Annotated in this window: 22 protein-coding genes and 1 tRNA gene; 4 read left to right on the top strand and 19 right to left on the bottom strand. The window is 45.2% G+C overall.

Annotation, left to right across the window (positions count from 1 at the left end; translation table 11 throughout):
- The first annotated feature begins 35 nt into the window (after window positions 1–35).
- The gene (locus B0H94_RS06025; protein WP_181315288.1) at window positions 36–1,619 is read left to right on the top strand and encodes an S-layer homology domain-containing protein; all 1,584 of its coding nucleotides are present in this window, start codon (window positions 36–38) and stop codon (window positions 1,617–1,619) included.
- 715 nt (window positions 1,620–2,334) lie between these two features.
- On the top strand, window positions 2,335–3,063 hold the full coding sequence (locus tag B0H94_RS06020) for a DUF3270 family protein (protein ID WP_106588345.1): 729 nt from the start codon (window positions 2,335–2,337) through the stop codon (window positions 3,061–3,063).
- 40 nt (window positions 3,064–3,103) lie between these two features.
- Here the strand turns inward: B0H94_RS06020 and B0H94_RS06015 are convergent, their stop codons facing one another.
- The 4 genes from B0H94_RS06015 to B0H94_RS06000 form a co-directional block, all read right to left on the bottom strand.
- Window positions 3,104–3,415 (bottom strand): STAS domain-containing protein, encoded by a 312-nt coding sequence (locus B0H94_RS06015; protein WP_106588344.1) that lies wholly within the window; start codon window positions 3,413–3,415, stop codon window positions 3,104–3,106.
- Between the two features lie 25 nt (window positions 3,416–3,440).
- Window positions 3,441–4,772 carry a methyl-accepting chemotaxis protein gene (locus B0H94_RS06010; protein WP_181315287.1) on the bottom strand — a complete coding sequence of 444 codons (1,332 nt, stop codon included), beginning with the start codon at window positions 4,770–4,772 and terminating at the stop codon, window positions 3,441–3,443.
- A 19-nt stretch (window positions 4,773–4,791) separates the two neighbouring features.
- Window positions 4,792–5,235 (bottom strand): ATP-binding protein, encoded by a 444-nt coding sequence (locus B0H94_RS06005; RefSeq protein ID WP_106588342.1) that lies wholly within the window; start codon window positions 5,233–5,235, stop codon window positions 4,792–4,794.
- A 166-nt stretch (window positions 5,236–5,401) separates the two neighbouring features.
- The gene (locus tag B0H94_RS06000) at window positions 5,402–6,394 is read right to left on the bottom strand and encodes an NADPH:quinone oxidoreductase family protein (RefSeq protein ID WP_106588341.1); all 993 of its coding nucleotides are present in this window, start codon (window positions 6,392–6,394) and stop codon (window positions 5,402–5,404) included.
- A 203-nt stretch (window positions 6,395–6,597) separates the two neighbouring features.
- On the opposite strand from B0H94_RS06000, the gene B0H94_RS05995 reads away from it, so the two are divergent.
- Window positions 6,598–7,494, top strand: coding sequence for a YitT family protein (locus B0H94_RS05995; protein ID WP_106588340.1), 897 nt, complete (start codon window positions 6,598–6,600; stop codon window positions 7,492–7,494).
- 387 nt (window positions 7,495–7,881) lie between these two features.
- Here the strand turns inward: B0H94_RS05995 and B0H94_RS05990 are convergent, their stop codons facing one another.
- The 15 genes from B0H94_RS05990 to B0H94_RS05920 all read right to left on the bottom strand — a co-directional run bounded on the left by B0H94_RS05990 (window position 7,882) and on the right by B0H94_RS05920 (window position 23,021).
- The gene (locus B0H94_RS05990) at window positions 7,882–8,430 is read right to left on the bottom strand and encodes a 3-dehydroquinate synthase II domain-containing protein (protein ID WP_106588339.1); all 549 of its coding nucleotides are present in this window, start codon (window positions 8,428–8,430) and stop codon (window positions 7,882–7,884) included.
- A gap of 289 nt (window positions 8,431–8,719) precedes the next feature.
- Window positions 8,720–10,042, bottom strand: a complete 1,323-nt coding sequence (brnQ, locus tag B0H94_RS05985; RefSeq protein WP_106588338.1) for a branched-chain amino acid transport system II carrier protein — start codon at window positions 10,040–10,042, stop codon at window positions 8,720–8,722.
- 1,004 nt (window positions 10,043–11,046) lie between these two features.
- A complete protein-coding gene (queF, locus tag B0H94_RS05980; protein ID WP_106588337.1) occupies window positions 11,047–11,544 on the bottom strand; it encodes a preQ(1) synthase in 498 nt (165 codons plus the stop codon).
- A 17-nt stretch (window positions 11,545–11,561) separates the two neighbouring features.
- Entirely contained in the window at window positions 11,562–12,281 is a 720-nt protein-coding gene (queE, locus tag B0H94_RS05975; protein ID WP_106588336.1) for a 7-carboxy-7-deazaguanine synthase QueE, read from the bottom strand.
- Window positions 12,281–12,718 (bottom strand): 6-carboxytetrahydropterin synthase QueD, encoded by a 438-nt coding sequence (gene queD / locus B0H94_RS05970; protein ID WP_106588335.1) that lies wholly within the window; start codon window positions 12,716–12,718, stop codon window positions 12,281–12,283. Before queD ends, queE begins: the two co-directional genes overlap by 1 nt.
- Complete coding sequence (gene queC, locus B0H94_RS05965) at window positions 12,718–13,380, bottom strand: 7-cyano-7-deazaguanine synthase QueC (RefSeq protein ID WP_106588334.1); 663 nt, start codon at window positions 13,378–13,380, stop codon at window positions 12,718–12,720. Before queC ends, queD begins: the two co-directional genes overlap by 1 nt.
- Window positions 13,381–13,669: 289 nt before the next feature.
- Window positions 13,670–15,652, bottom strand: coding sequence for a TRAP transporter permease (locus tag B0H94_RS05960; RefSeq protein WP_245893919.1), 1,983 nt, complete (start codon window positions 15,650–15,652; stop codon window positions 13,670–13,672).
- A 148-nt stretch (window positions 15,653–15,800) separates the two neighbouring features.
- Window positions 15,801–16,880, bottom strand: coding sequence for a TAXI family TRAP transporter solute-binding subunit (locus tag B0H94_RS05955; protein WP_106588332.1), 1,080 nt, complete (start codon window positions 16,878–16,880; stop codon window positions 15,801–15,803).
- Between the two features lie 379 nt (window positions 16,881–17,259).
- Window positions 17,260–18,318, bottom strand: coding sequence for a DctP family TRAP transporter solute-binding subunit (locus B0H94_RS05950; protein WP_106588331.1), 1,059 nt, complete (start codon window positions 18,316–18,318; stop codon window positions 17,260–17,262).
- Window positions 18,315–19,049, bottom strand: a complete 735-nt coding sequence (locus B0H94_RS05945; RefSeq protein ID WP_106588330.1) for a response regulator — start codon at window positions 19,047–19,049, stop codon at window positions 18,315–18,317. Before B0H94_RS05945 ends, B0H94_RS05950 begins: the two co-directional genes overlap by 4 nt.
- A complete protein-coding gene (locus B0H94_RS05940) occupies window positions 19,027–20,649 on the bottom strand; it encodes an ATP-binding protein (protein ID WP_106588424.1) in 1,623 nt (540 codons plus the stop codon). The genes B0H94_RS05945 and B0H94_RS05940 overlap by 23 nt, the downstream gene beginning before the upstream one ends.
- 141 nt (window positions 20,650–20,790) lie before the next feature.
- Window positions 20,791–21,990 carry an MFS transporter gene (locus tag B0H94_RS05935; RefSeq protein WP_106588329.1) on the bottom strand — a complete coding sequence of 400 codons (1,200 nt, stop codon included), beginning with the start codon at window positions 21,988–21,990 and terminating at the stop codon, window positions 20,791–20,793.
- Window positions 21,991–22,072: 82 nt separating this feature from the next.
- Window positions 22,073–22,273: a YqaE/Pmp3 family membrane protein gene (locus tag B0H94_RS05930; protein ID WP_146139929.1), complete on the bottom strand. Its 201-nt coding sequence runs from the start codon at window positions 22,271–22,273 to the stop codon at window positions 22,073–22,075.
- Window positions 22,274–22,385: 112 nt separating this feature from the next.
- On the bottom strand, window positions 22,386–22,796 hold the full coding sequence (panD, locus tag B0H94_RS05925; protein ID WP_106588328.1) for an aspartate 1-decarboxylase: 411 nt from the start codon (window positions 22,794–22,796) through the stop codon (window positions 22,386–22,388).
- A 149-nt stretch (window positions 22,797–22,945) separates the two neighbouring features.
- Window positions 22,946–23,021, bottom strand: a tRNA-Ala gene (locus tag B0H94_RS05920).
- A 783-nt stretch (window positions 23,022–23,804) separates the two neighbouring features.
- On the opposite strand from B0H94_RS05920, the gene B0H94_RS05915 reads away from it, so the two are divergent.
- Window positions 23,805–25,607: a methyl-accepting chemotaxis protein gene (locus B0H94_RS05915; RefSeq protein ID WP_106588327.1), complete on the top strand. Its 1,803-nt coding sequence runs from the start codon at window positions 23,805–23,807 to the stop codon at window positions 25,605–25,607.
- Window positions 25,608–25,710 lie beyond the last annotated feature (103 nt).

Raw genomic sequence — 25,710 nt, 5'->3', positions numbered from 1 at the left:
GATGCAATTTCACACACTTGAAAGGGGAACTTTTTATGAAAAGATGGACTTTACCAGCGGCAGGCGCTTTATTGACAGGATCTTTCTTAGCTGCAGGGACAATTCACGCAGGAGAACTTTTTGATGATGTTAGTAAAGATCACTGGGCGGACGCCTACATCCACGATGTTTATGATGCCGGTATTATTCACGGTTATCCCGATGGTTCATTCCAACCGGATACACATATGACTCGTGCTGAAGCTGCTTATTTTGTACAGAACCTTTTAAACTTGGAAAATCACTTAGAAGGTGCCGATTTTAGAGATGCAGGTGAAGATCATGAAGCAGCCGAAGCGATCGGTGCGGTTGCTGCTGCAGGTATTATGCAAGGTGCCGATGGGTACTTCCGGCCGGATGACAACGTAACGCGTGCTGAAATGAGTCAGCTTATCGCTAACGCTTATGACCTCCCTCCTGCCTCCACACCGGTAAACTTTGAGGATATCGACGAAAATCACTGGGGATTTGAGGCTGTTGCTTCCCTCCATGAAACCGGGGTCATCGAAGGGACATCTGCCGCTGCATTCTCCCCGGACCGCTCGATTACTCGAGCAGAAGCAGCTACAATTATCAGCCGGTCGTTAAATCATGAAGAGGATAAGACAGACGATACTGAAGCATTAATTCATGACGTCATGAAGCAAAATCTTAATGTTGAAAGCTACACCTTTGATGGGACAATGGACTTTCACGTCGACCTTCCTGATGACGAAAACAATGAATTTGACACAAACACTGAAATCAACAGTGATCTAGAAGGTGCATTCCAAGCCGAGCCTCTCATTGTTGAAACCGTGCAGACACTCGACATGAACGATGACATGATGGAACCAATCCAAGAAGCAAGCGTTGTTACAGAAGACGCTGTTTACACAAAGGTTTCAGATGATGAGCTTCAAACGTATCCTGAGGAATGGACCGGAAAGTTTATTGAACAAACCGTTCCTGAAGACAGCGGCTTTGACTTTAACTATGACCAAATCCAAGAAGCGTCTCTAGCCCTTTATGAGCCTATGATCGAAGCGCTTGGGAGTGAGGCCATTGACGTCCTGCCTGCCGGGGAAGTGGAAGCACTAGCCCATGTGGACCATGATTACGCGCTTCATTATGAATTAACAGAAGATGACCTTGTTGCGTTGTTCGATGCCGTTGAGGAAGACATTTTACCCGAGTTTGAAGAACTGCTTGAAACACCTGAACTTGCTGCAATGAATCAAGAAATGGAAGACATTCAAACCGAACAGCCGGCCGATTTTGATGAAGCGCTTGAGCTTATGCTCGACAGCCTCGACATTGAAACCATGGAATTTTATCAAGCGATTGATGAAGACGGCTACATCACTTATGATACTGGCAGCATCTCCCTCGCTTTTGATATTGAAGGCGACCAGGTTGAATTCGCGATTGACTACGCGGTCAACATGGAAAACTTTAATGAAGAAGTAGCATTCACTTACGGCATCCCGTCAGAAGAGAATATTATTACAATGGAAGAGTTACTCGAATGGCAGGAGGAACAGTTTGAAAACGAAATGCCTGACTTTGACGAAGATGAGTTTCTAGAAAATAACGAGTGATGATTAACACTTCTCAAATTGTACTGAAACCCTCGTGAATGCGAGGGTTTCAGCGTGTAGATACACTACACAACTTAACATTGACTCACAACTTACGGCTCCAACCGCCGCGGACTTCCCTATTAAGAGGCAAAACCGGATCATGAACGTAACCTTCACGCCAGACGGACGCTGTCCCGAGGGCTTGGCTTCAGCTAACTTGTTCGATTAGCAATGAAATCGAACAAGTGGATCTTCAGCCTGCGCTTCATCCTCTGGGAGTCGCCGTCTTTTCTTTCGGTCACTTGTTAGTTAACGGATCATTAAGAATTTCCATTGTATATGGTTCGCTTGATCGCTCATGAAGCGTCATTATGAAATTGATTCATGTAAATATTGCTTGATCAAAAGGCTCTCTACAATTCATGACCATCAAATGACGCAATGCTGACGAGCACCGGCGGCGACGCCACCAGGAACAGCGCGAGCCGAAAATCCCGCAGGCAGTGACTTTCTGCCGAGGAAGTTGAGGCCGTGCCTGGGGCAAGCGTCCGCCGAAAAGCGACGTCAGCCTCCGCTTTTCTTGAAAGTTTGTCTACACACTGAAACCCTCGTGAATGCGAGGGTTTTCTTCTGATGGTTTGAGTTTCTAATACGTTGGACTGTTTTTTATGCGGATCAGCCTGTAAAATGAACAAGCACCCTATTTTCATATGTCATAGAGGAGGCCGCTGCTGTGTCCTTGGATGCATTTATTACCGGACTTGTTTTCATCATTATACATCTTCTTACCAATCACCTTATGCCGGCATCCCGTCTGCAGCGCTTACGTTGGCTTTCTTTTTCTGCCGGCATTGCTGTTTCTTATGTATTTGTTTATGTACTCCCTTCTCTGCATGAAGAACAGGCTGACTTTGGCGAACAAAGAGAAGAGTTCGTTATGGAGTCAGAACTCTATTTTATCGGCTTGCTTGGACTGCTCGTGTTTTACGGTGTCCAAAAACTTGCAGACCATATCTCACGTGATGAAGAGGGCGTTAAGCTGGAAGGTCCATTTTTCTGGATTCAAATCGCTTTTTTCACCGTATATAATATGTTGATTTCTTATATTGTAATTGCAGCGGATGTTGAAGGCGTCCAGGCTGCGTTTTATTCAATCGCGATCGGCACCCACTTTATCGCTGTGGCCCATGATTTATGGCGCGAAGATGCCCGCAGATACAACCGTCTCGGCCGCTTTATTATGGCTGGTGGCATTGTCGTTGGCTGGTTATCAGGTATGTTTATTGAATTGTCTTCTTTCATGCTCTCTATCATTTTTGCATTTATCTCTGGAGCGATGATTTTAAACGTCTTAAAAGTCGAGCTTCCATCTGAAGAAGATGCCCACTTCCCTACATTTGCGATGGCTGCTGTCGGCTACACCGCCATCGTCATGGCATTAAAATACTTTTTTGAGTGGTAAACTGCTAAAAAGGGCTGCCCAAGTTGGACAGCCCTTTTTATTAATCATTTTCAATCGTAAATACACGGTCAAGGCGGGTCATCTGAAGAATCTCTTCTACATTTCCATGAACCCCTTTTAAAATGAGGCGACTGCTTTTCTCCTGGGCATGCTTGAGTAAACTGACAAACACACCAACACCGGTACTATCAATATAGTTGACCCGATCCAAGTGAATATAAACTGTGTTCTCAGGGTCTTCCACATAAGGTAACAGCATTTCCTTAATCTTAGAAGCCTGATCTACATCAACATCCCCAGTGATTACAGCTTCAACTTGCCCTTTTGTTTGGTTTTTCCATTGTAAAGCCATCAAGCCACCCCCGCTTCCATTGAAGTTAAGTACTAAATTGCGCCACTGTAGCTTTTAAATCACCTGCCATTTTTTGAAGCGTCTCAACACGGTTTTGAACTTCAGCCATCGCTTCAGATGTTTGGTCTGTATGTTCACTCAATTGTTCTGCATTTTGAGCTGTGTTTTCAATCGTCGTTGCTACTGAGTCTATTAAAGAAATGATTTGTTCAGAACTTGCCACTTCTTCATTCGCAGTCGAAGCAATCTCACGTATGTCATGAACTGTGCTTTCAACTGCCTGCACAATTTCATTTAATGACTCACCGGAGCGGTGGACAAACTGCACGCCTACCTCTGCTTCTTCGCGGCTTTTCTTGGCCGCATCCACTGCACGTTCTGTATCAGAAGCCATATGACCGACGAGTTCTGTAACTTGACTCGCCTCACGGTTGGATTGGTCTGCAAGTTTGCGGACTTCTTCAGCAACAACGGCGAACCCTTTACCAGATTCCCCTGCCCTCGCAGCTTCAATCGCCGCATTTAAGGCCAGCAGGTTCGTCTGTTCAGCAATATTTGTGATCGTTGAAGCTACACTTTTAATTTGTTCTGAGTAACTCGATAAGGATTCCATCCACCGTTCTGACTCTGTTGTTTGCGCTTTAATCTGCGCCATTCTATCAGCGGTTTCTTGAACCGATGTGTTTCCATCTTCGGTCGCCCGCAGTGTCTCGTTGGAGTTGTTCTCTGCTGACTGTGCTTTCTCTTTTGCAATTTGAATAAGTGATGACAATTCCATCAGCGCCTGAGAAGCTTCTAAAACCGCTTCATTACCACTTTTAGCATCTGTGACAACATTTTTTGTGTGGCTCGAAGCCTCCTCGGCAGAGTTATGAACTTTTGTTAATTCATCAGACACGTGATTCGACGTTGCAGCTACCTCATTTGCCGACGCGTAAACACTTTCATTCACTTGATCAATGAGCTGCCCGAGGTTTTCAATCATTTTGTTTACCGAAGCTGACAGCTCACCTACTTCATCACGTGAATCCGCTTTAACTTCTACATTAAGTTCACCTTGGGCCACTTTTGCCGTCGCTTCACGCACCCGCTTTAATGGACGAAGAATAACGAGCTGCAGCCCAACAAGAATAATTGCTGTCGTGACAAGAAGATTAATGAGCTGGTTAATATAAACCATTAAATTGTGCTCAATCAATAAACCTGCAACCCAGTCAAATTCCTGCAATGTTTGGTTCACAATATTTGCAATCGGTGTGCTTAAAACAAGACTGATCAAAATTGCTACAAACATTTTACGCTTCAGCGTTAAACGGAACAGCCATGACCTCCAATTTCTTTTGCGCTCGGCTTCCATTTCTGTTTTACACCTTCCCTTAGCTATCATTTGTAAACGATGAATTTTTATATTTAATTAGCGTCACCTTATTTCCCCTACCGTGAATATGTAAGTGATCGCTCATCGCTTTCATCATCCATAAGCCACGCCCACGTTCCCACATTTCATTGGCAGCGCATTGAAGCATGTCACCTGCTTGATCATGCCCCTCTTCAAACAATGAAGCTGGTGGCTCAAAACCAATACCATTATCGGACACAGTTACCTTAACTTCACTTTGAAGAGCAGTCAGCTCAATCATTACGATATCCGCTCCATGCCCCATGCCGTGCACAACGGCATTATTCATCGCTTCATTTACTGCCATTTCAAATTGAGGGGCTTCAGCTAAATGATCCAGCAACCAAGTACGTGCGCTTTTGCGTGCATCTTCGTACTCTTTTTGTCCAGTCACTTTAATGACTTTTTGTGCACTTGGCATGTACCTCTCCCCTCTATTATTCGACTTCTTTCAACATGTCGCCAGTATAACACAAACCTTAGACCTATAACCATCGCAAATTGCTGGATATACAAGGACTGAAGACACCCAAGATGAAAGCCCGAACAATTGTCCGGGCTTACTGCGCTAATCATAAATACAGGATTTATACAAGCTTTACAATTTTGCGTCCTCGTACTTCTCCATTTAATATATCTTCTAATGCAGACGGTAAACTGTGAAGGTCAATATCTTCACCAATCTCTGCTAACACGTCTGTTGGTTTATAATCAGAAGCAAGGTGCTCCCACACTTTTTTGCGCCGCGTCATTTCACAATACGCAGAATCTACACCGAGCAGACTGACACCACGGAGGATGAACGGGAATACCGTTGTTGGCACTTTCGTCCCACCGGTTAAACCGCTAACTGCAACCGCACCTGCACGCTTCGTTGCACTTAATAAGTATGCCAGTGTCTCGCCCCCAACCGGATCCACAGCACCGGCCCAGCGTTCCTTATCAAGCGGGCGGATCTTTTCTGGTAAAACATCCTCACGCCCAAGAATCTCTTCAGCTCCAAGGCGGCGTAAGTAATCATGCTCTTCAGCTTTACCGGTACTTGCTGCGACACTATAACCGCGGGCCGCTAACATTGCCACTGCCATACTGCCGACACCTCCAGTTGCTCCGGTGACGACAATTCGACCGCTATCCGGAGTGACACCGGCTTCTTCAAGCTGCAAAATAGACAGTCCAGCTGTAAACCCGGCTGTACCGTAAATCATTGCTTCCCTAAGGCTCATCCCCTCTGGCAGCGGCACAACCCAATCTGCAGGTACCCTGGCATATTCACTGAAACCACCATAGTGAGACACCCCGAGCTCATAGCTTGTCACAATAACTTCGGATCCTTCTGCAACGTCTGCGCGACTTGATGACTCAACGACACCAGCGAGATCGATCCCCGGCACAAAAGGATAAGACGAGACAATATTACCTTCTCGAATAGAAGCCAGCCCGTCTTTATAGTTGACACTTGAATAGTGAACCCGGATTAAAACTTCACCTTCTGGCAGATCATCAGTCGTTAATGATTGAATACTGCTCGTTACACTTTCTCCATCTTCGTTTACAACAAGTGCTTGAAATGTTGCCAAAACGCTCACCTCCAAAATTTAATGCCTTACTATTTTAATTATAACGAAAGAGATGCTTGAAAGCATTTCATATACAAAATTACATGAATTTTTTTGCATTTCTTAGAACGGTGTACACCTGTTGGGGAATGGTTATTATTGTGTTATACTTCGTTGGCTTTTGAAATTTATATGAGTCGGTATGTAGAAAGGGGATCGCTCGCATGACAACTTTGAAACGTTGGTTTTCGGGCATTCGACTGCTCAACATTGCTGTTATTACACTCGGTACGATCATTTTTGCCTTTGGTATCATCCATTTTAACTTGCAGAACGGGCTCGCTCACGGTGGATTCACCGGAATAACCCTGCTGGTTTATTATTTATTCAGCTTAGAACCATCTATTTCCAATCTCATATTAAATGTACCGTTATTTTTTATTGGCTACAAATTATTAGGTCGTAAAGTATTTATCTACAGCGTATTCGGGATTTTCAGCTTATCCTTTTGGCTTCATATGTTTGAAACTTACTGGCAATTTAATGTGCCGCTTGAAGAAGACATGACCCTTGTTGCGCTGTTTGCAGGCGTCTTCGCCGGTACCGGACTCGGCATTATATTCCGCGCCGGCGGCACCACCGGCGGCGTTGATATTCTCGCACGGCTTGCGGAAAAGTATTTTGGCACAAGCCTCGGTACCTTTATGTTTATGTTCGACTTCGGGGTCATAAGCTTGTCACTTATGAACTTAACGCTCACGCAGGCAATGTATACCCTTGTTACTGTCTTTGTCGCTGCACGGGTGGTTGATTTCATTATTGAGGGGGCAAACGCTGGCAAGTCTGCGATGATTGTCTCCGACCATGCAGAAGAAATTGGACAGTCAATCATAAAACGCATGTCCCGCGGTTCTACCGTCATTACCGGTTATGGCAGCTACACCCAGGGCGACCGCAAAATTTTATACTGTGTCATTCACAAAAATCAATTGATTCATCTTCGAACCGTAGTAAACGACGTTGATCCTTATGCTTTCGTTTCTGTTAACGATGTAAAAGAGGTTAGCGGTGAAGGCTTTACCTTTGATAAAAATAAAAATCCAATTGGAATGTCACGCTAATTAAGAGGAAAAAACCGAATCATGAACGTTATTTTTAGGTGACAGGCACAAAAAAGTGTGCCTGTCACCTAACCCATGGATAAAATAAAGAGCAGCTGTCGAGCCAGAGCGCGAGCCGAAAATCCCGCAGGCAGCAGGTAGTCTGCCAAGGAAGTTAAGGAGATGCAAGAGGCAAAATAGACACGGTGAGATCAAATGTTAGTGCAGATCAAACCGATGCCGAAAAGCGACGTCAGCCTTCGCTTTTCTTAAAAGTTTGTCTATACATTGAGGTCGGGGACTAGGCGTCCCCGACCTCTTAACTTATCATACGTTTAGGTAAATACTCTTCTACGCATTACATATACCTTAAAGATTCAACTAAACAGCGACGACCTCGCCGCCTGTTTAGCCAAACTCCTTAGTAACACCTCTGGTCCGCTCCCCTAAATGGCGCCCTGGCTCATCAGCAGAACCCTGAACTTCACACCCAGCCGTCAACTGCTCAATAGGCAGCGGTTTACCTTCAGGTGTTGCCAAATGTACACTATCTGCATTTTGGATTACCGCCCAGACCAGCACACCTTCAGACGTCACACCTGTAACCCGGAGAAGGGGACGTGTCTCCATCTTTATCCGACCAACTGCCACCTCGCGCAACGCTTGAGACACCGCTGAACCAACCATTACAGTGTCTCCACCTCGAAGCTCAGCTGCGTAACTCGTCTGCTCACCAACCCACACATACTGGTGGAGCGCTCCGACATTCACCCGAAACGTCCGCGGCGGGTACGTCGCCGTCGCCCGGTGCTCCGACAGAACAAGAAAACCTCCGGCGCCCGTACTCCCAGCGAACATACCTTCCACCGGCTCAAGCGCATCCACAACATCCACACACACCCGCTTGCCCTCACCAATCGATTGAACATCTTTCACCGTGATCAATGTCCGTTCCATATCTTTAATCCCCCCCGTATGTAAAAATGGTAAGCGATCTGGTCACGCATGACGCCCGGCTGCGCCGCTTCACCCACCATTGATTGTTCTTCCTTGAACATATGCAATTTGCTGTAAAAACGCAAGTGAAAGATAAAGAGCCTAGACGTGCACGGGTGTTTTGGATGTGGCGCCGGTATTTCCGTCACCTTGCAACAAGTCTGAAATAACGCTGAGGTATCATTGATCACATTAGATTCAAACATTGACCATTGCGGTGACTAATTATTTCATATTCTTCATTAGGTACTTATACTTCTTCTTTACAATCTGCTGGCTGGCGGCTGATAAAGTGACCAATCACACCGCCCAAGATTGCAGGAACTACCCATGCAAAATCCACCGCTGCAAATGGCAGCACATGGACAAGTTCCGTGTACACAGCTGGTACAAGCTCTGCTGCGGCTAAACCGTCATGCAGACTAATGATGGATGTACCAATAACAACACCTGCATAATGGCCTTTATAAAGCGGCTTAACTGCATGAATAAACGTTAATGCAATGAGTACAATCGAAATTGGATAAATGGCTACCAGTACTGGAACGGAAAACGCAATAATTGCATTTAATCCAGCATTAGCTATAACTAAACTTACGCTCGTTACGATAAGTGCCACTGATTTGTATGAAGCCTTCGGAACAGTTCTTTCAAAGTATTCACCGCATGCAGTAACAAGCCCTACACACGTTGTGAGACACGCAAGCGTTACAATCATAGCGAGAATAATAACACCGAACAGGCCATATCCTTGTTCCGCAGTAAAGGTTAAGATTTCCCCACCATTTTCAAACGTCGCGATTGGTCCACTTTTCACACCAAACCAACCAATAGCCATATACACAACAGCTAGACTAATACCAGCAACAATGCCGGCCTTCCCAGCTGTACGGGCAATTAAACGCTGATCCATAACGCCCCGGTCGCGAATCATCATAATGATTACTAAACCAAAGGCAAGAGCTGCAATTGTATCCATCGTTAAGTAGCCTTCAATAACGCCACGGAAAAAAGGATGAGCTGCATACTCCTCCGAAGGCGAAAGCGTCGAACTTTGCTCACCTTGTCCCAAAGTGCCAATAAACATAAAGAAAATTGCAAGTAAAAGCGCAGGGGTTAAAATGTACCCTACACGTTTGACAAGCTTGGATGGATTTAAACTTAACCAATATACAATGGCAAAGAACACAAAGGAATAAGTCAGTAAATAAACCCATTCATTTGTTTCAGGTAAAAACGGCATGGCTCCTATTTCATAAGCGACATTCATGGCTCGCGGAATGCCAAAGAAAGGTCCAATAGCTAAGTAAAGAACCATTGTAAATGCAATAGCAAACGGCAGATTCACCCGTTTGGCAATATTCTCGAAGCCCTTACCCGTCATGGCGATCGCGATAATTGCAAGCACAGGCAGGCCTACCCCGGTTACAACAAAACCAATAATTGCAAGTCCGTAGTTACTGCCAGCTTCCTGCCCGAGAAAGGGTGGAAAGATTAAGTTGCCTGCACCAAAAAAAAGCGCAAACAACATTAACCCAATAAAAAACGTATCTTTATTTGATACATGGTTCATCGTTTTCTCTCTCCTTTTTGAACTCCCCACCATTTAATGCTTTTGCGAGCTGTTTGAAGTGGGGGGTTCTTGCCTATTTTAGATCAATGACGACACAATATTCATCTCATTACAGATGGAAACCTAAAATGTGTGAAAAATTCTGTTAATATCGCGTATACAAATAAAAGGCACCCGCATTTGGCGGGTGTTCTCAGCGTGTAGACAAGCTACACAACTTAACATTAACTCACAACTTACGGATCCAACCGCCGCGGGCTTCCCTATTAAGAGGCAAAACCGGATCATGAACGTAACCTTCACGCCAGACGGACGCTTTCCCGAGGGCTTGGCTTCAGCTAACTTTTTCGATTGATTTCCATTCGAAAAAGTGGATCTTCAGCCTGCGCTTGATCCTCTGGGAGTCGCCGTCTTTTGTTTCGGTTACTTGTTAGTTAACTGATCATTAAGGATTTCCATTGGATATGGTTCGCTTGATCGCTCATGAAGCGTCATTATGAAATTGATTCATCTAAATATCACTTGACCAAAAGGCTCTCTACAATTCATGACCATCAAATGACGCAAGGCTGACGAGCACCGGCGGCGACGCCACCAGGAACAGCGCGAGCCGAAAATCCCGCAGGCAGTGACTTTCTGCCGAGGAAGTTGAGGCCGTGACGGGGGCTAAGAAGACACGGTGCGACCAAGCGTTAGCGCAGATCAAACCGATGTCGCACTTGTGCCCTCCGGGTGCAAGCGTCCGCCGAAAAGCGACGTCAGCCTCCGCTTTTCTTGAAAGTTTTTCTACAGCCCGAGGCACCCGCATTTGGCGGAGGCTCTTGCACAGACTCCAATATTCTAAAACTTTTCAAAACGTTTGTAAACAACAAAGATTCAGATAAGAATTCCACTTATTTCCGAATTACAAATCCGCCGCAATCCCTGGATTTTCAATAGATGTGAAGCACACCACAAAGAAAGCTCGTTATGCCTTCCTACAGCATAACGAGCTTTCTTTTTCTTTAACGGTTATCGACAGCTTCAGGATACAAGTCATGATACAACAAGCGCTGCTCTGCCATTTGTTCATATTTTGTCTCAGGTCGGCCATAATTAGCGTAAGGATCAATGGAAATGCCGCCGCGCGGGGTAAATTTACCCCACACTTCGATAAAACGCGGATCCATCAAATCAATTAAATCATTCATAATTGTATTAATCGCATCTTCATGAAAACCACCGTGATTGCGGAAGCTGAATAAATACAACTTCAGCGACTTGCTTTCTACCATATTCACTTCAGGAATATAGCGGATATAAATCGTCGCAAAGTCAGGCTGACCGGTTTTCGGGCACAAGGTCGTGAACTCCGGACAATTAAATTTTACGACATAATCCCGATTTGGGTGATTATTTTCAAACGTCTCCAGTAAAGACGGATCGTAATCAAAAGTGTACGTCGTCTGCTCACTCCCTAGGTGAGAAACACTTGGTAGTTCATCATCTTTTCTTCCGCTCATTGCTCGTTCATCCTTTCTTAAACGCCCTGCTTATTTCCCCACAGTAACGCATGAATCTGCGGCAGCACCCGGGCTTGATTCCAATCCGGATCACTTGCGGCCTGTTCAACCAGCCACTCATAGGAAGCAAGCAGCCTGTCCCGAAGCTTTAAATCATCAGCTGTACTTAAGTCATCATTTCCAACCTGTAAATAAAACGGTACGTTAGGATAACGGAAGTGAACCGTCTTTGCATACGCAAGATCCGTTTCGTTGAAAATGACAACTTTTAAGCTGTGCCGCTTGGTTTCCCTTGCCCCGAGCGCATTCATATAATGATCAAGCTGCTCCCAGTCGGTCGTCATATTTGAACTTGGCGGCTTCGGTGAAACGGTCACTTCATCCACCTCAAGCATCCAATCCTGCCATACCGACCCTTGGGTTTCTACAGCCGTTCCGACCCCTCGTTCAGCCATAAGCGCAACAAGCCCGCCTATGCCGGCATGAAGCGCCGGATTTCCGCCGGAAATGGTAATATGACCATAATTGTTCGGCGCGAGTTCATCAAGTTCTTCAGCTACATCTTCAGCTGTAAGCATGCGCGGCTTTTGAGACCCGTCCCACGTAAACGCAGAATCGCACCACGAACAGCGGTAATCACAACCTGCTGTCCGTACAAACATCGTTTTCTGTCCAGCGACCATTCCCTCACCTTGAATCGTCGGTCCGAAAACTTCAAGCACCGGAATCTTTTTCATCAGCGGTGGTCCTCCTTTTTCGGCCGGTACGTTACATAGCTTGTCGGCGTTTCACGCACAAGCACCTGCAGGCAGTACGGACGATTTGGTCGTTCTGCAAGCAATGCATCCACCTGCTGCCAAATTTGCGCTGCTACAACTTCAGTTGTTGGAATTGTATCCGGTTGATCTCCGGCAAACGCTTCGTGATCGTTAAGGAGTGAATGATCATACCGCTTATGAATTTCTTCTTTTAGCGTTTTAAAATTCACAAGAAAACCTGTGCGATCCAGCTCATCACCGACAATTGTTACATTGATAAAGTACGTGTGCCCGTGCATCTGCTGGCATACGCCGGCCTCTGCATCTGGAATAAAGTGAGCAGCCGCTAAGTTCATATCTTTATTTAATTCGTAACGATAATCGTGAAATACTTGCGGATAAAATTGCTGCAGCATTAAGCATCCGCCCTTTTCTCTTCCATATACTGTTCGTAACCTTGCCGGCGCAGTTCACATGCCGGACACTCCCCGCAGCCATCACCACGGATCCCGTGATAGCATGTAAGGGTCTCATTTTTCACATAATCAAGCCGGCCTAGCTCATCTGCAAGCTTCCAAGTTGCTGCTTTATCGAGCCACATTAATGGGGTGTGCACAACGAAGTTATCATCCATTGCCAAGTTCAACGTCACATTTAAGGACTTTGTAAACACATCGCGGCAGTCTGGATACCCGCTGTAGTCCGTTTCACACACACCAGTTACAATATGCTTTGCGCCACGCTGCCGGCCGTAAATCGAGGCAAACGTGAAAAACAGCATATTCCGCCCGTCCACAAATGTTGTCGGCAGCTCTCCTTCTTCACCCTCAGCTACATCGATATCCGAACGCGTCAGCGCATTTGGTGCGAGTTGATTCAACAGTGACATATCTAGTACATCATGCGTCACACCGAGATCCTTTGTGATCTCTTTTGCAACTTCGATTTCTGTATCGTGACGCTGTCCATATGAGAAAGTAACTGCATATACTTCCTGAAAGTTTTCAATCGCCCAAAAGAGGCAAGTTGTACTATCCTGCCCGCCGCTGAACACAACAACAGCTTTTTCGTTCTTCATGATTCGCGTCCGCTCTTCCTTCTCAGGCGAGCGTCCTGCCTCCTTTCTGCATGCCATTCTTTATATACCTTGCTTTATTTTGTATTCTTTCCGCATCTCTGCATCTTATCTATTATAATCATTGTGCGTCAAAAACGAAAGGAGGTGTGCACAAAAAAGGAGACTGCTCCAATTATGAAGCAGTCTGTGCGTATAGATAAAGTTCGTTTTAAAAGCGAGTTAAGTTTTCCTGCCGGCGGAAGCTTTCAATAAACTTTTTCGACAGATAAATGCTGCCCCTGACGCCTAATTACGAAGCTTCTTGTTCAACTTTGTCTTTGTCTAATGTTGTCGGCTTCTTAACTTTTTGGATCATAAAGGCCGCAGCCGCAATAGCAAGCGCAATCACATCAAACATCCAATCAGCTGTAATCATGCTGATCGCAGCGGCAATAAGAAGCACGCGCACGAGAGCGCTTGATAACTTGCCGGCAAACCAGCCTTGAACAGCGGAAGAAAGAAAGTATATGCCGATAGCCGCGGTTACTACAGCTAGAACAATGCTTCCAGTTGAACCAAACAGCATCAACTCCGGACTGTAAATAAACATATACGGCACAATGAAGGCGGCAATTCCGAGCTTAAAGGCTTGTACCCCGGTCTTAAAGGCGTCTTCGCCAGCGACACCTGCAGCTGCATAAGCTGCCAAAGCCACCGGTGGCGTAATCGCCGACATTACCGCAAAGTAAAAGACGAACATGTGAGCAAATAATGTTTCAACACCGATACTGATTAAGCCTGGAGCTACAACCGAAGCTGCAACTGCATAAGCTGCTGTCGTCGGCATACCCATACCAAGAAGGATTGAGATCCCCATAGCAAAAATGAGGGCAAGCAGCATATTCGTATCAGCAATGCCGAGTATTAAAGAGCTGAAGCGCTGTGCGACACCAGTAAGAGCGAGTACACCAACAATAATGCCGGCACAAGCACAAACAGCCAAAAGCTGGATCGTATTTCTCATACCGGTTTCTAAAGCTTCGATCACCCGTTTTGGTCCCATCTTGTGCTCTTTTGTAAACCAGCTGATCACCATACAAGCAACAATAGCTACCGAACCGGAATAAATGACCGAAAATCCGGAGAGCAGTAAATAAATTAACAAAATGACCGGCACAAATAAGTAAGCTTGCTTAAACACACCTTTTAATGAAGGAAGCTCTTTACGTGATAACCCGCGCATTCCGCTTTTTTGTGCTTGAAAATCCACCATAAAGAAAACGGATAAAAAGTAGAGTAAAGCAGGGATTGTTGCCGCAACAATAATTTCGGCATAAGCAATCTGTGTAACTTCCGCCATAATGAAAGCGCCAGCACCCATAATTGGAATCATAACCTGTCCTCCGGCAGAAGCTGTTGCCTCAGTAGCCGCTGCAAACCGGCCTTGATAGCCAACCCGCTTCATAAGAGGAATCGTTAATGACCCTGTCGCTACAGCATTACCGGCTGATGTTCCATTCATCATACCCATTAACCCACTTGAAAGAACCGAAACTTTTGCCGGACCTCCGCGCATGCCTCCAGCAAGTGAAAAGGAAAAGTCGATAAAATACCGTCCGACCCCTGACATCTGCAGAAAAGCACCGAAAATAATGAATAATAAAATATACTTTGAAGATACATCTAAAGTTACACCAAAGATACCATCTACACCGAAAATGTAAGTTACAAAGCGCTCAAATGAATAACCTCCGTGATTGAAAATCCCCGGCATCCAAGGACCTGCAAAAACGTACAAAATAAACACGCCTGCTAAAATCGGAAGCGTCCAGCCACTTGTGCGACGCGTTAACTCAAGAACAATGAACACCCCGATCGCAGCAGTGATCGTATCCATCGGCTGCGGACTGACACCAAAGCGGAACAATAGCTCCGAAACGTTTGAAACAATGTAATAAGTCACCCAGATCGTTGCAGCTATTAGAAGCCAATCCATAATTGTTACTTTATTAGATCCTGATTTCACACCTTTAAACAAAAGAAATCCGAGGATTGCACCAAACGCTAAGTGCATTGTCCGAAATACCCAAGGTTCAATCGGGTTAAAGTTTAAAATATAAAGGTGATACAATGCACCGATCACAGCAATAATTGTAAATGCGTATTTTATCCATCCTGACAAAAACCTCGTACTCGAATCATCTCCGCCGCCCTCTTCAGCTTTTTTTAAATCTTCTTCCGAAAGGAGGCCTTCTTCTTCACTCGTCTTCGTTGTCTTGGTCCCATTCTTCATCATTTTCCTCCTTTATGCTCCTATCCACTTTCTCGTCAGGCATTCAAAAAGAACCCGTGCCATTCTTTTTCAATGTCCAACGCCGCTTTTATTAGCAGGGGCTGTGCCAGTGGTATCACCAGCACAGCTTCTAACCATGAGACGTTGCTTAACCTTCCCACTCTTCCGGATAAACTTCATCCGGCAATTCTACCCCTTCTTCTTCATAGTAACGAAGCGCCCCTGGGTGCATTGGAAGATCTTCGTTTTCTGTAATAGCTTCAATGTCAGCTTCTTCAGCAGCTGCGTGTGTATCAATCATTGTGTCTTGATTCTCGTGATACGCTTTGACCATATCGTAAACGAACTCTTCATTCGCTTCTTTATGCACGACCCCGAAGTTAAACATCGCGACCGTTTCTAAATCTTCATCAAGTTGGTCGTACGTATCAGCAGGGATTGTAAATTCATCAAAGAATGGATATTCCTCAATGATTTGATCCCGTTGTTCTCCGTCAACTCCGAAGAAAGTGATATCTTCTTGACTTTCAACCTCAGTTACCGCAGAAATTGGGATTCCGGCTGCAAATCCGATCGCATCCAACTGACCGTCCATCTGCTGACTTGCCATATCACTGGCGCCAGCTTCCACGTTATCAACATCGAGCCCAAGAGCATCGTGAATGAGCGGAAGATACGTGCCGGAAGTACCGCCGGCAGGTCCTACACCTGCACGCTCCCCATCAAGGTCATCGACTGACTCAATACCGCTGCCTTCCAACGACCACCAGTGGAAAGGTGTATCATACATTGGGAACGTGACGCGTACATCTTCATGCGCTTCACCACCGGTCCATTCACCTGTACCTGTAACACCTTCATATCCTGGGCCATAAGTAATCATTCCAAGATCTTGGTCACCTGCTTCTGTGAGCTGCATATTGTGTACCGGACCACCTGTAACTTCTACGTTAGCGGTAACATCCAATTGGCTTTCAAGCAGTGAACCTAGACCACCACCGTAAATGTAGTACGTACCACCTTGTGAGGCTGTACCAAGCACAACGTTATCTGGATAATCTTGATAATCAACATCTGCACTTCCACCATCTTCTCCGGCAGATTCCTCACTACCTTCATCTGCGCCGGATGCTTCGTCTCCTCCTGCTTCTTCATCCCCACATGCTGTTGTAAAAATTAATGCACTTGTCGCTGCCGTTAACATGCCGTATCTTAGAAATTTTTTCATCTTTGTCTCTCCCTTGCTTTGTGTGTTTTTCTAACAATTCAGATTTTAAAGCGTTTACATGTGCCTGTCTTTATTTGTACGTAATGGTCTTTTTGTTCTTTTTGGTCACAAAAAAACATCACCGAACAAATCGGCGATGCTGTGTGTAGACAAACTTTCAAGAAAAACGGAGGCCGACGTTGCTTTTCGGCCTTGTGTTATTTGCTGTACATGAATTATTAGGACCTTTTTGATCAAGACAATTGCTACATGAATCCGTTTCATGATAATGCTTTATAAGTGATCCAACAAACTAAAAGTGACCGAAACAAAAGACGGCGACTCCCAGAGAATGGAGCCAAGCCCTCGGGAAAGCGTTCGTCGATAGTGTTGGTTACGTTCAATATCCCAACTCATCTTCATGCATTTTCTCTAATTCAAACATTAATTCATGGCCAATTTCATTACGATAACGGTTATAAACAGGCTGCAGCTCTTGCCGCCACTTTTCGATATCTGAATCAGTCAATCTCGTCACTTTAATTGAAGCGTTTGTCACCCGTGTACTCATCTCTTCATTCATCGTTTGAGCGTAGCCTTCGAGCCACTCCGTGGTTTCATCCATTGCCTCTTGGATTGAACTTTGATAATCAGACGGCAGCGTTCGCCACGTTGTTGGATTCATAAGTACAGCATAGCCTAAATAGTTATGATTCGATTTCGTTAAATACTTTTGCTCTGTATAAAAGCCTTTCGAATAAATATTAGAAAGGGTGTTTTCTGTGCCATCAACGATACCTTCATTTAACATGGAATACACTTCATTAAACGGCGCGTTTTCAGGCGCTGCCCCCAGCTGATTCATTGTATCGTTTAACACTTCGCTCGGCATGACGCGAAAACTTAAATTACTCATATCTTGAGGGTCTTCAATTGGATGAACATCATTCGTCAACTGTTTAAAGCCATTATCCCAAAAATCAAGCGGTTTATACCCTCTGGCTTCGATAGACTCAAACAGCTTTTCCCCAATCTTTCCTTCGTAAGCTTTTGAAACTTCATCATAATCTGTAAAGGCGTATGGCAAGTCCATAATCATCCAAGATTCATCCCGAACAGCAATTTCCGAAAAAGCAGGAGCTATAAAGTCAACTTGATTGTTTTGCAGTGCATCAAATTCTTCTTGAGCTTCATACCGAAGGCCGTTCGGATGAACATTCACTTCCACCCAACCGTCTGTTTTCTCTTCCACCTTTTGTGCAAAGCGGACAGCCGCCCTTCCTTTTGGTGTATTTTCCGCAACAATATGGGTGAAGTCGAGTACGTACTTTTCATTTAAACCATCGAGCTCCCGATCATTCGAATCAACAGCCGCCGGGGTGAGCTGACCAAAACCAACATAAATGGATGCGATAATTCCGAGACAGACAAACGACACAATTGCGATCAAATTTTTCATGATAACCACCGTATGCCTTGCTTTGTTAAATGGTATAACTGAATCGGCCGGCCGACCTGCCCGTAATGCATATCCATTTCTACGTCTCCCTGCGCTTCAAGGTAGCTTAAATAACGGCGAACCGTTACACGTGCTAACCCTACCGCCTCTCCAACTTCTTCTGCTGATAACGCGTTTTCTAGTGTATTCATATATTGTACGACTTGATTTAATGTCTTGCGTTGAATGCCTTTTGGCAGTTCAAGCGTGTTTATACGCTCGGCGCTATCAGGCCTTACACTTTCATAAATTAAATCATCAATTTTTTTCTGGGTCACTTTCTCATCACTTAATTGCTGTCTTCGCTCTACGTATTGATCCAATGCCTGTTTTAACCGCTCGAACGTAAATGGCTTAACTACATAATCCACCACTCCAAATCGGAGCAGTTTCTTAACAGTATTTGTATCATTAGCCGCTGTTACCGCAATGACATCTACATCATACGCACTTGCTCGCAGCTTTTCTAAACATTGCAAGCCATCTTCATGCGCCATATATACATCCAGCAACACGAGATCAGGTTCGTAAACCTCTAGCATTTCCCGTCCTTCTTCACCATTTTCTGCAGTAGCTGCTACTTCAAAAGTATTAAGCTTATCGACAAACATTTTATTTACTTCGCGCACCATTGGATCATCTTCGATTAAAAGCACTTGCAGACGCTGATCAGGATATACTGCTTTGCTCATGATAGCCACCCCGCCCCATTGGAAGTACAACTGTAATTTCAGTACCTTCATATAGCTCTGAATGCACCTCAACATGACCATCTATCCGCTCAACAATTGATTGGATCAAAAACATGCCGATCCCCCGTTCTTTTTCGGAGCCTTTGGTCGTCACACCCCGCTCAAACAAACAATTCCGGACTTTTTCAGGTATACCGCTTCCTGTATCGCTAACTTCAATCACAAGCTCATATTCATCTTGAAACAACAGAACATTTACGCGTTGATCATCACGCTCAACCGATTCGAGGGCATCAAAACTATTGTCAATCAAATTGCCGAGTATAACGGCCACATCATGTGTGGTCATGCCTTCCGGGCACTGCTCAAAAAAACAGCGGCTGTCGAGTACCACTTCATAACCAAGCTCTTTTCCACGATTCATTTTCCCAAGCAGAAGGCCGGTAATACTGTCATCATGGATGCGTTGTTTTAACAAGTGCGTACGCTCATTTTCTTCGCTCGTTACTTCAAAGATATAATCAAGCGCCTTTTTACTTTCATCCATTTGAATTAAACCGGCAATCGTATGCATCTTGTTGGAATACTCGTGGTTTTGTACCCGGAGTGCATCTACAAATGACTGTACACCTGTCAGCTCCCGGGCGAGATGATCAACCTCCGATTTATCTTGAAATATCGCAACTGCTCCAGCAGTTTTTCCATTCATTTTAATCGGGATACGGTTGCTTAACACAAGCCGGTTTTGGATATATATTTCTTTTTGATAAACGGCTTCTTCATGCTGAACAATTTCCGGCAGACGTGTATCCGGAAGTACATGATGCACTTTTTTCCCTTCCGGATTCCCTTGAATATTTAACATTTCTCTTGCCACTTCATTGGCTACAGTAATCCGCTCCGCACCATCAATTGCAATGACACCTTCATGAATCGCATTAAACGTTGCCTTACGCTCCATTAAAACCCGCGCAAGCTCCTCCGGCTCCATATCAAACGTCTGCTTTTTAATATGGTGAGCAAGCATCCAAGAACCCCATGCGCCAAACACGGCGATCATTAACGCCACAAGGTAAGCCGCATGTCTAAAATCATACATTAACTCCCAAAGTGTCGGCAGGACATTGCCAGCCACAACGACGCCGACTTGTTCTCGATCATCATCGATCACCGGGACGAAGGAACGTACAGTTACCCCGGATTCATGAGATGCTTTATTTGTGTACAAATGTTCTGAAAAAGCAGCGTCTGCGTCATCCTCTACATACAACGTACCAATGCGCTGCGTTATCGGATGCGACAGGCGCACACGGTTCATATTTAATACAACAATATAGTCATTATCATTAATCATGCGGGTCTGTTCTGCAATCCTCTGCACAACATCCCGGTCAGCCCCTGTACTTAGTGCTTGTTGAACATCAGCATCCTGTGCTACCGTCTGACCGCTCACAATCGCCTGCTGCCGGAGCTCATCCTCTTTCATATCCGAAGCGTAACCGAGCAGTACGATGCCAAGCATCACTAAAGAAAACGCTACGATACCAAATGATAAGGCAGTAATCTTCCATTTAATCGGAAGTTTTTGTATAAAACTCAACATGTTCACCACTTACGTTCTTCTTTTTTGATGAGATTTTCAATGATTCAAAAGGTTTGTACAATGCAAACGTTACCATCATTTTATACGAAAAGATGACAACTTGCACGAAGGGATTTAACGTACATGTTTAACAGCTTTCTAAGCTCCTTTACGCAGGTCCTCCGGTTGCACTGAACGGTGCAGTCGCAACACATAACCGCTCGTTACAGCTAAAACAATAAACGATCCTGCAATGACTCCCGGCCAAAGAAACCACTCCCATAAACCACCGTAATAAAAGTTGCCAAGACCGCCACCTAAATAATAACTCGACAAATAAATGCCGGAAGCACTCGACGTTTTCCCTTTCGCATGTTCTGCCACAAATGCTGTAGCACTTGAATGCGCTAAAAAGAATCCGAAACTTAATAACAATAAAGCAATCACGACGACACCAAGATTTGGTATGAGCGTTAATAAAAGCGCTGCTGCCATAAAGACCATACCGATCGCCATAACAGAGGGTTTTTCAATCCATTGCGCAGCTTTGCCGGCCATCGTGGAAGATACAGTTCCTGCAGCATATGTTAAAAACAGCAGCCCAAGCAGTGCTGCACTTGCATAAAACGGGGGTGCACTTAAGTAAAACGTAATATAGTTATAAATCCCGATAAACAAAAAGAAATGCAGGCCGCCAACCATATAAGCTGCGCGCAGCTGCTTATTCTTTAAATGCTCCAAATGATCGGCCGTCAAACGCTTAAAACGAAACGGTTTTGCTTGAAACTCTTGCGCAGATGGCAACAGCCGCCAAATGACAAAGAGCAGGACAATGCTTACAGCTGCAAGCAAAAGAAATGACCCGCGCCACCCGAGGGCGTCTACCGTCACGCCGCTTAAGAACCTGCCACCCATACCACCGATACTGTTTGCACTTATGTAAATCCCTACAACAACTGCTAATGCCCGCGGTGTAAACTCCTCACTAATATAAGCCATCCCCGTTACTGGAATAGCAGCTAAGGCCGCCGCCTGCACCATCCGTAAAATCAACATCGTCCAAAACCCGGGGCTAAAAGCAATGAGTACCGTCGCAAGCAAGCCGGCAATCACCGAAGCCATGAGGACATTTTTCCTTCCGAAAGCGTCTGTTAAGCCGCTGTACATAAAAAAAGAAAGCCCCAATACAATCAACGGCAAAGAAATTAATAACCCTGCTTCCACCGAAGAAATTGAAAACTCTTCGGTAAAGTACGGCAGCAAGGGCTGGGGGTAATATACAGTTGCAAAAATAAATATGCTGGAACAAGCAAGTGCCACTGCTGCGCGCCAAAACGCCTTCGTCTGCCTTTCAATCATGTAAGCCACCACCTTCATTGTACGTAAAAAAGCCGCCTCAAAACGGCAGCTTTACCTCACACCTCAGCCCGGATATTTTTAACTAATGCCGGGAATCTGACATATACTTTGCCTGGCGCTTCATCCGTTCCTCATCTTTTTGGTCTTTAACAACGAGAACCGCATGCACAGCCCCCGGAATCCATACAATTAATGTTAATATTAAGTTTAACACAGCTTGAAAAGGTTTGCCTGCAATTAGCACAGCTACAGGTGGCAAGAGAATAGCAAGTAAATACATCACAGTAAAACGCCTCCTTGATCTTCTTATTTACTTATTTTACCCGCCTATGCGCCTGCAGAAACAACGTAAAAAACACCGCTCGCGCTCAACTGCACGGCGGTGTTTATCACATTCAGCTTAACCTTGTCATCTCTTCTTTTGTTCGAAACGGCTCGTTTTCCGTCCCTGAAAGCATCTCATAATTTGTGTTGTGATCAAACATATAGATGACTTTCGGCTCATGTTCTGAAGCTTCGCCGCGCTCCATCTGCCCGTAAGCAATAATAATAATTTCATCACCAACCTGACAGCGGCGGGCTGCTGCTCCGTTCAAGCAGAAATCACGTCCCCCACGCTCTCCTGCAATCACATACGTTTCTAAACGCTCACCATTTGTATTGTTGACGACCTGCACCATCTCATTTGGAAGAAGATCGACCTTATCTAAAATGTCTGTATCGATTGTAATACTGCCAACATAGTTCAAGTTAGCCTCAGTCACTTTTGCACAGTGAATTTTACTTTTCATCATCGTTACGTACACCGCAAGCCCTCCTCGAAATCGAGTGTATTTTATCCTGCACAGCCCTTGCTGTCAATGCTTTTATTTAAAGCTACAAAAAACGACACAGCCGCAAGCTAAATGCCGGAACCGTGTCGTTGTAGAATTACTTGTATGAAATTAAATGATTATGGTGGAGCCAAGGGGGCTCGAACCCCTGACCTTCGCGCTGCCAGCGCGACGCTCTCCCAACTGAGCTATGGCCCCATACAAAATGTTAGCGACATTTATAAATTTATCAAAGCTGATGTTATTCGTCAATAAGCTGCAGTAAAAATTATCAAAGAAACGCGGCAGCGTGTAGACAAACAAAAGCTGACTTTGCTTTTCGGCGGACAGTTACACCCGGAGGACACAAGTGCGACATCGGTTTGATCTACGCTTACGCTTGAAGTCACCGTGTCTTCTTAGCCCCCATCACGGCCTCAACTTCCTCGGCAGACCAACCGCTGCCAGCGGGATTTTGACTCGCGCTATTTCTAGTGGCGTCACCGCCGATGCTTGTCACCCGCTCTTTATTTATTACTTGGGCTAGGTGTCTCGCACGCTTTTTTGTGCCTGACACCGAAAAATATTGATCCTTTGTGGAAGTGTATCGTTAGCTGGAGCCTACTTGGGAGTACGTCCATCTTTCGTTTCGGTTACGTTCATGATTCGGTTTTTATCCTCTTTATGCGGCGGCTCAAAGCAGTAAGCTGTGCGTGAAGTTTAGATGTCTACAGTCTACGCGGTTTACGTAATTTGGACCCCACAACAACCAATCCGGGAAAATTTGTAACATCTCCACCGCGGAATAAGTCGATTCAGCCCGGCTGAAGAGCCGTGAAATGGCGTAACAATAAGCTGTGATGCTGAAGCTTTGCTATATCCTGATTTTACAAGGATAAACCCTATTTGATTATAACTGACCCCTCTTTGTATAATCTAGGTTGCTATGTTTAGTTCTAAAGTTTTAAATAAATTGAATTTCAAATACGATTTTAAGGAGGTGTGACGCTGCTTGCATGTTTAACCGGACAAGCAGCGAATTTCATGCGGGGACTGTCACTACAAAAGAAGCTTACCATCGCTTTCACTGCTACAGCGCTCGGCTTCGGCACGGCCTTAGTTATTGCTTTTTATACGATTTATGAAACAAACGATGCCCATGATTATCTGCACAATGAAATTAACAGCCTCAACCATTATGAAGCTGAAATGGCAACGAGTCATATTACCCAGAGTAGTCATCTCCGAAGCTACTTAATGACCGGTGACAACGAGCACATTCAAGAAGTGGAAGACGCTCAATCCGACATCCAAACGGCAATTCAAAACGCCCAAAATTTAAACACAGCGAATGAAGCTGAAGCGTTACTGCTTGATATTGAAGACTTAAATGAACAGTATTGGCTCGCTATGGAATCAGCACTTGCTGAAGATCGTGATCGAGCGCTTGGTCTGGCCAATGCTGCTGTATTTCCACTGGACAATGAAATGAACGAACTGCTTGATGAATTTCAATCATGGTTGGATACTTACGCGGCTGAAGAACAAGCAGCGATCGAGACCCAAGTAAGCCGCGGCCAAACGACAGCCCTCATCGTTGCAGCTGTCACATTTCTAGCTGCACTTACAACCGGGATCGTTACAGCACGGCGCACGACCGCACCGCTGCGCCGCCTTGCAACTGCTGCAAGTGACATTGCTGGCGGAAACTTGAATGTTACAATCACTCAACATCACAGCCGGGATGAAATTGGCGAGTTGCGCGATGCTTTTGCCCAAATGACCGATAACATGAAACAAATGGTGGACGACATTCAAACAAGCACCTCACATGTTGCCACGACAAGTGAGGTGCTCGCCGAGCGTGCATACGAAACCACCGAAGCCTCAACGCAAATTTCAGCATCGGTCCAAGACATTGCTGAAGGGGCAGAGATCCAAAACGAACGCCTGCAGGATGCAGCGAAGACAACGGAAACCTTTACAAATGGGATGAATGAAACGACAGAGAAAATGGCCGACGTCCAAGCGGCAACAGCATCTGCCAGCCATACAGCAGGCCATGGTCGCTCAGTCATTCAAGCAGCTGTTGAACAAATGCAGACCATCCAAGACCGAACGAAAAATATCGAACATACCATTGATAACCTTGGCAATAAGTCACAAGAAATTGAAGAAATCATTACTCAGATTACAACCATTGCAGAACAGACAAGCTTACTCGCACTAAATGCGTCTATTGAAGCAGCCCGCGCCGGTGAACATGGAAAAGGATTTGCTGTTGTCGCCGGTGAAGTACAAAAACTTGCCGATCAGTCAAATCACTCTGCCGAAGATGTCACCCGTTTGGCTCAAGAGATTCAAGCAGGCGTCAAGCATTCAAAAGCTGCAATGAACGATGGACACGAAGCTGTCGGCACTGGGATTCAACACGTTGAAAATGCCGGCGGTGAGTTTGAACAACTATCTTCAACGGTATATCAAATTAACGACCAAGCTTCAAGCGTTGAACGCTATATTCAGCAAATGTCCAATCGTTGCACACCTTTACAAGAAGCCATTCAAGAAACGGCTGCCATCGCGTCTAAAACTGCAGCAACCGCGCAAAATGCCGCAGCTGCAACCGAAGAACAAAATGCAGCCATGGATCAGGTAGCTTCAGCTGTTGAAACACTTACATCTACAGCTAACGATCTGCAGAAGAACACCCAACAACTTGATACCGAAACCAGCGATGACACCGAAAACACTGAAACACCAGCTGAAGTTGCAAAACAAGCATACACACACAAACAAGCAAGCTAATCCCTCGCCCAAGTTGGAGCTCGCACACCCTAAAATAGAGCGTCTCCTCCCTAAAACGAACGAAACAGGCTGCAATGCAAATGCATCGCAGCCTGTTTTCGCT

It is taken from the genome of Salsuginibacillus halophilus, assembly GCF_003014715.1.
Taxonomy (GTDB): Bacteria; Bacillota; Bacilli; order Bacillales; family Marinococcaceae; genus Salsuginibacillus; species Salsuginibacillus halophilus.
Note: the sequence above shows the minus strand (reverse complement) of the source record. Positions and strands in the feature narration are given on the sequence as shown.

Excerpts from the sequence above, each read along its gene's own strand:
- B0H94_RS06025 (WP_181315288.1), top strand. The coding sequence starts at position 36 with ATGAAAAGATGGACTTTACCAGCGGCAGGCGCTTTATTGACAGGATCT.
- B0H94_RS06015 (WP_106588344.1), bottom strand. The coding sequence starts at position 3,415 with ATGGCTTTACAATGGAAAAACCAAACAAAAGGGCAAGTTGAAGCTGTA.
- B0H94_RS06010 (WP_181315287.1), bottom strand. The coding sequence starts at position 4,772 with ATGGAAGCCGAGCGCAAAAGAAATTGGAGGTCATGGCTGTTCCGTTTA.
- B0H94_RS06005 (WP_106588342.1), bottom strand. The coding sequence starts at position 5,235 with ATGCCAAGTGCACAAAAAGTCATTAAAGTGACTGGACAAAAAGAGTAC.
- B0H94_RS05995 (WP_106588340.1), top strand. The coding sequence starts at position 6,598 with ATGACAACTTTGAAACGTTGGTTTTCGGGCATTCGACTGCTCAACATT.
- B0H94_RS05990 (WP_106588339.1), bottom strand. The coding sequence starts at position 8,430 with ATGGAACGGACATTGATCACGGTGAAAGATGTTCAATCGATTGGTGAG.
- brnQ (WP_106588338.1), bottom strand. The coding sequence starts at position 10,042 with ATGAACCATGTATCAAATAAAGATACGTTTTTTATTGGGTTAATGTTG.
- queF (WP_106588337.1), bottom strand. The coding sequence starts at position 11,544 with ATGAGCGGAAGAAAAGATGATGAACTACCAAGTGTTTCTCACCTAGGG.
- queE (WP_106588336.1), bottom strand. The coding sequence starts at position 12,281 with ATGAAAAAGATTCCGGTGCTTGAAGTTTTCGGACCGACGATTCAAGGT.
- queD (WP_106588335.1), bottom strand. The coding sequence starts at position 12,718 with ATGCTGCAGCAATTTTATCCGCAAGTATTTCACGATTATCGTTACGAA.
- queC (WP_106588334.1), bottom strand. The coding sequence starts at position 13,380 with ATGAAGAACGAAAAAGCTGTTGTTGTGTTCAGCGGCGGGCAGGATAGT.
- B0H94_RS05960 (WP_245893919.1), bottom strand. The coding sequence starts at position 15,652 with ATGAAGAATGGGACCAAGACAACGAAGACGAGTGAAGAAGAAGGCCTC.
- B0H94_RS05955 (WP_106588332.1), bottom strand. The coding sequence starts at position 16,880 with ATGAAAAAATTTCTAAGATACGGCATGTTAACGGCAGCGACAAGTGCA.
- B0H94_RS05950 (WP_106588331.1), bottom strand. The coding sequence starts at position 18,318 with ATGAAAAATTTGATCGCAATTGTGTCGTTTGTCTGTCTCGGAATTATC.
- B0H94_RS05945 (WP_106588330.1), bottom strand. The coding sequence starts at position 19,049 with ATGAGCAAAGCAGTATATCCTGATCAGCGTCTGCAAGTGCTTTTAATC.
- B0H94_RS05935 (WP_106588329.1), bottom strand. The coding sequence starts at position 21,990 with ATGATTGAAAGGCAGACGAAGGCGTTTTGGCGCGCAGCAGTGGCACTT.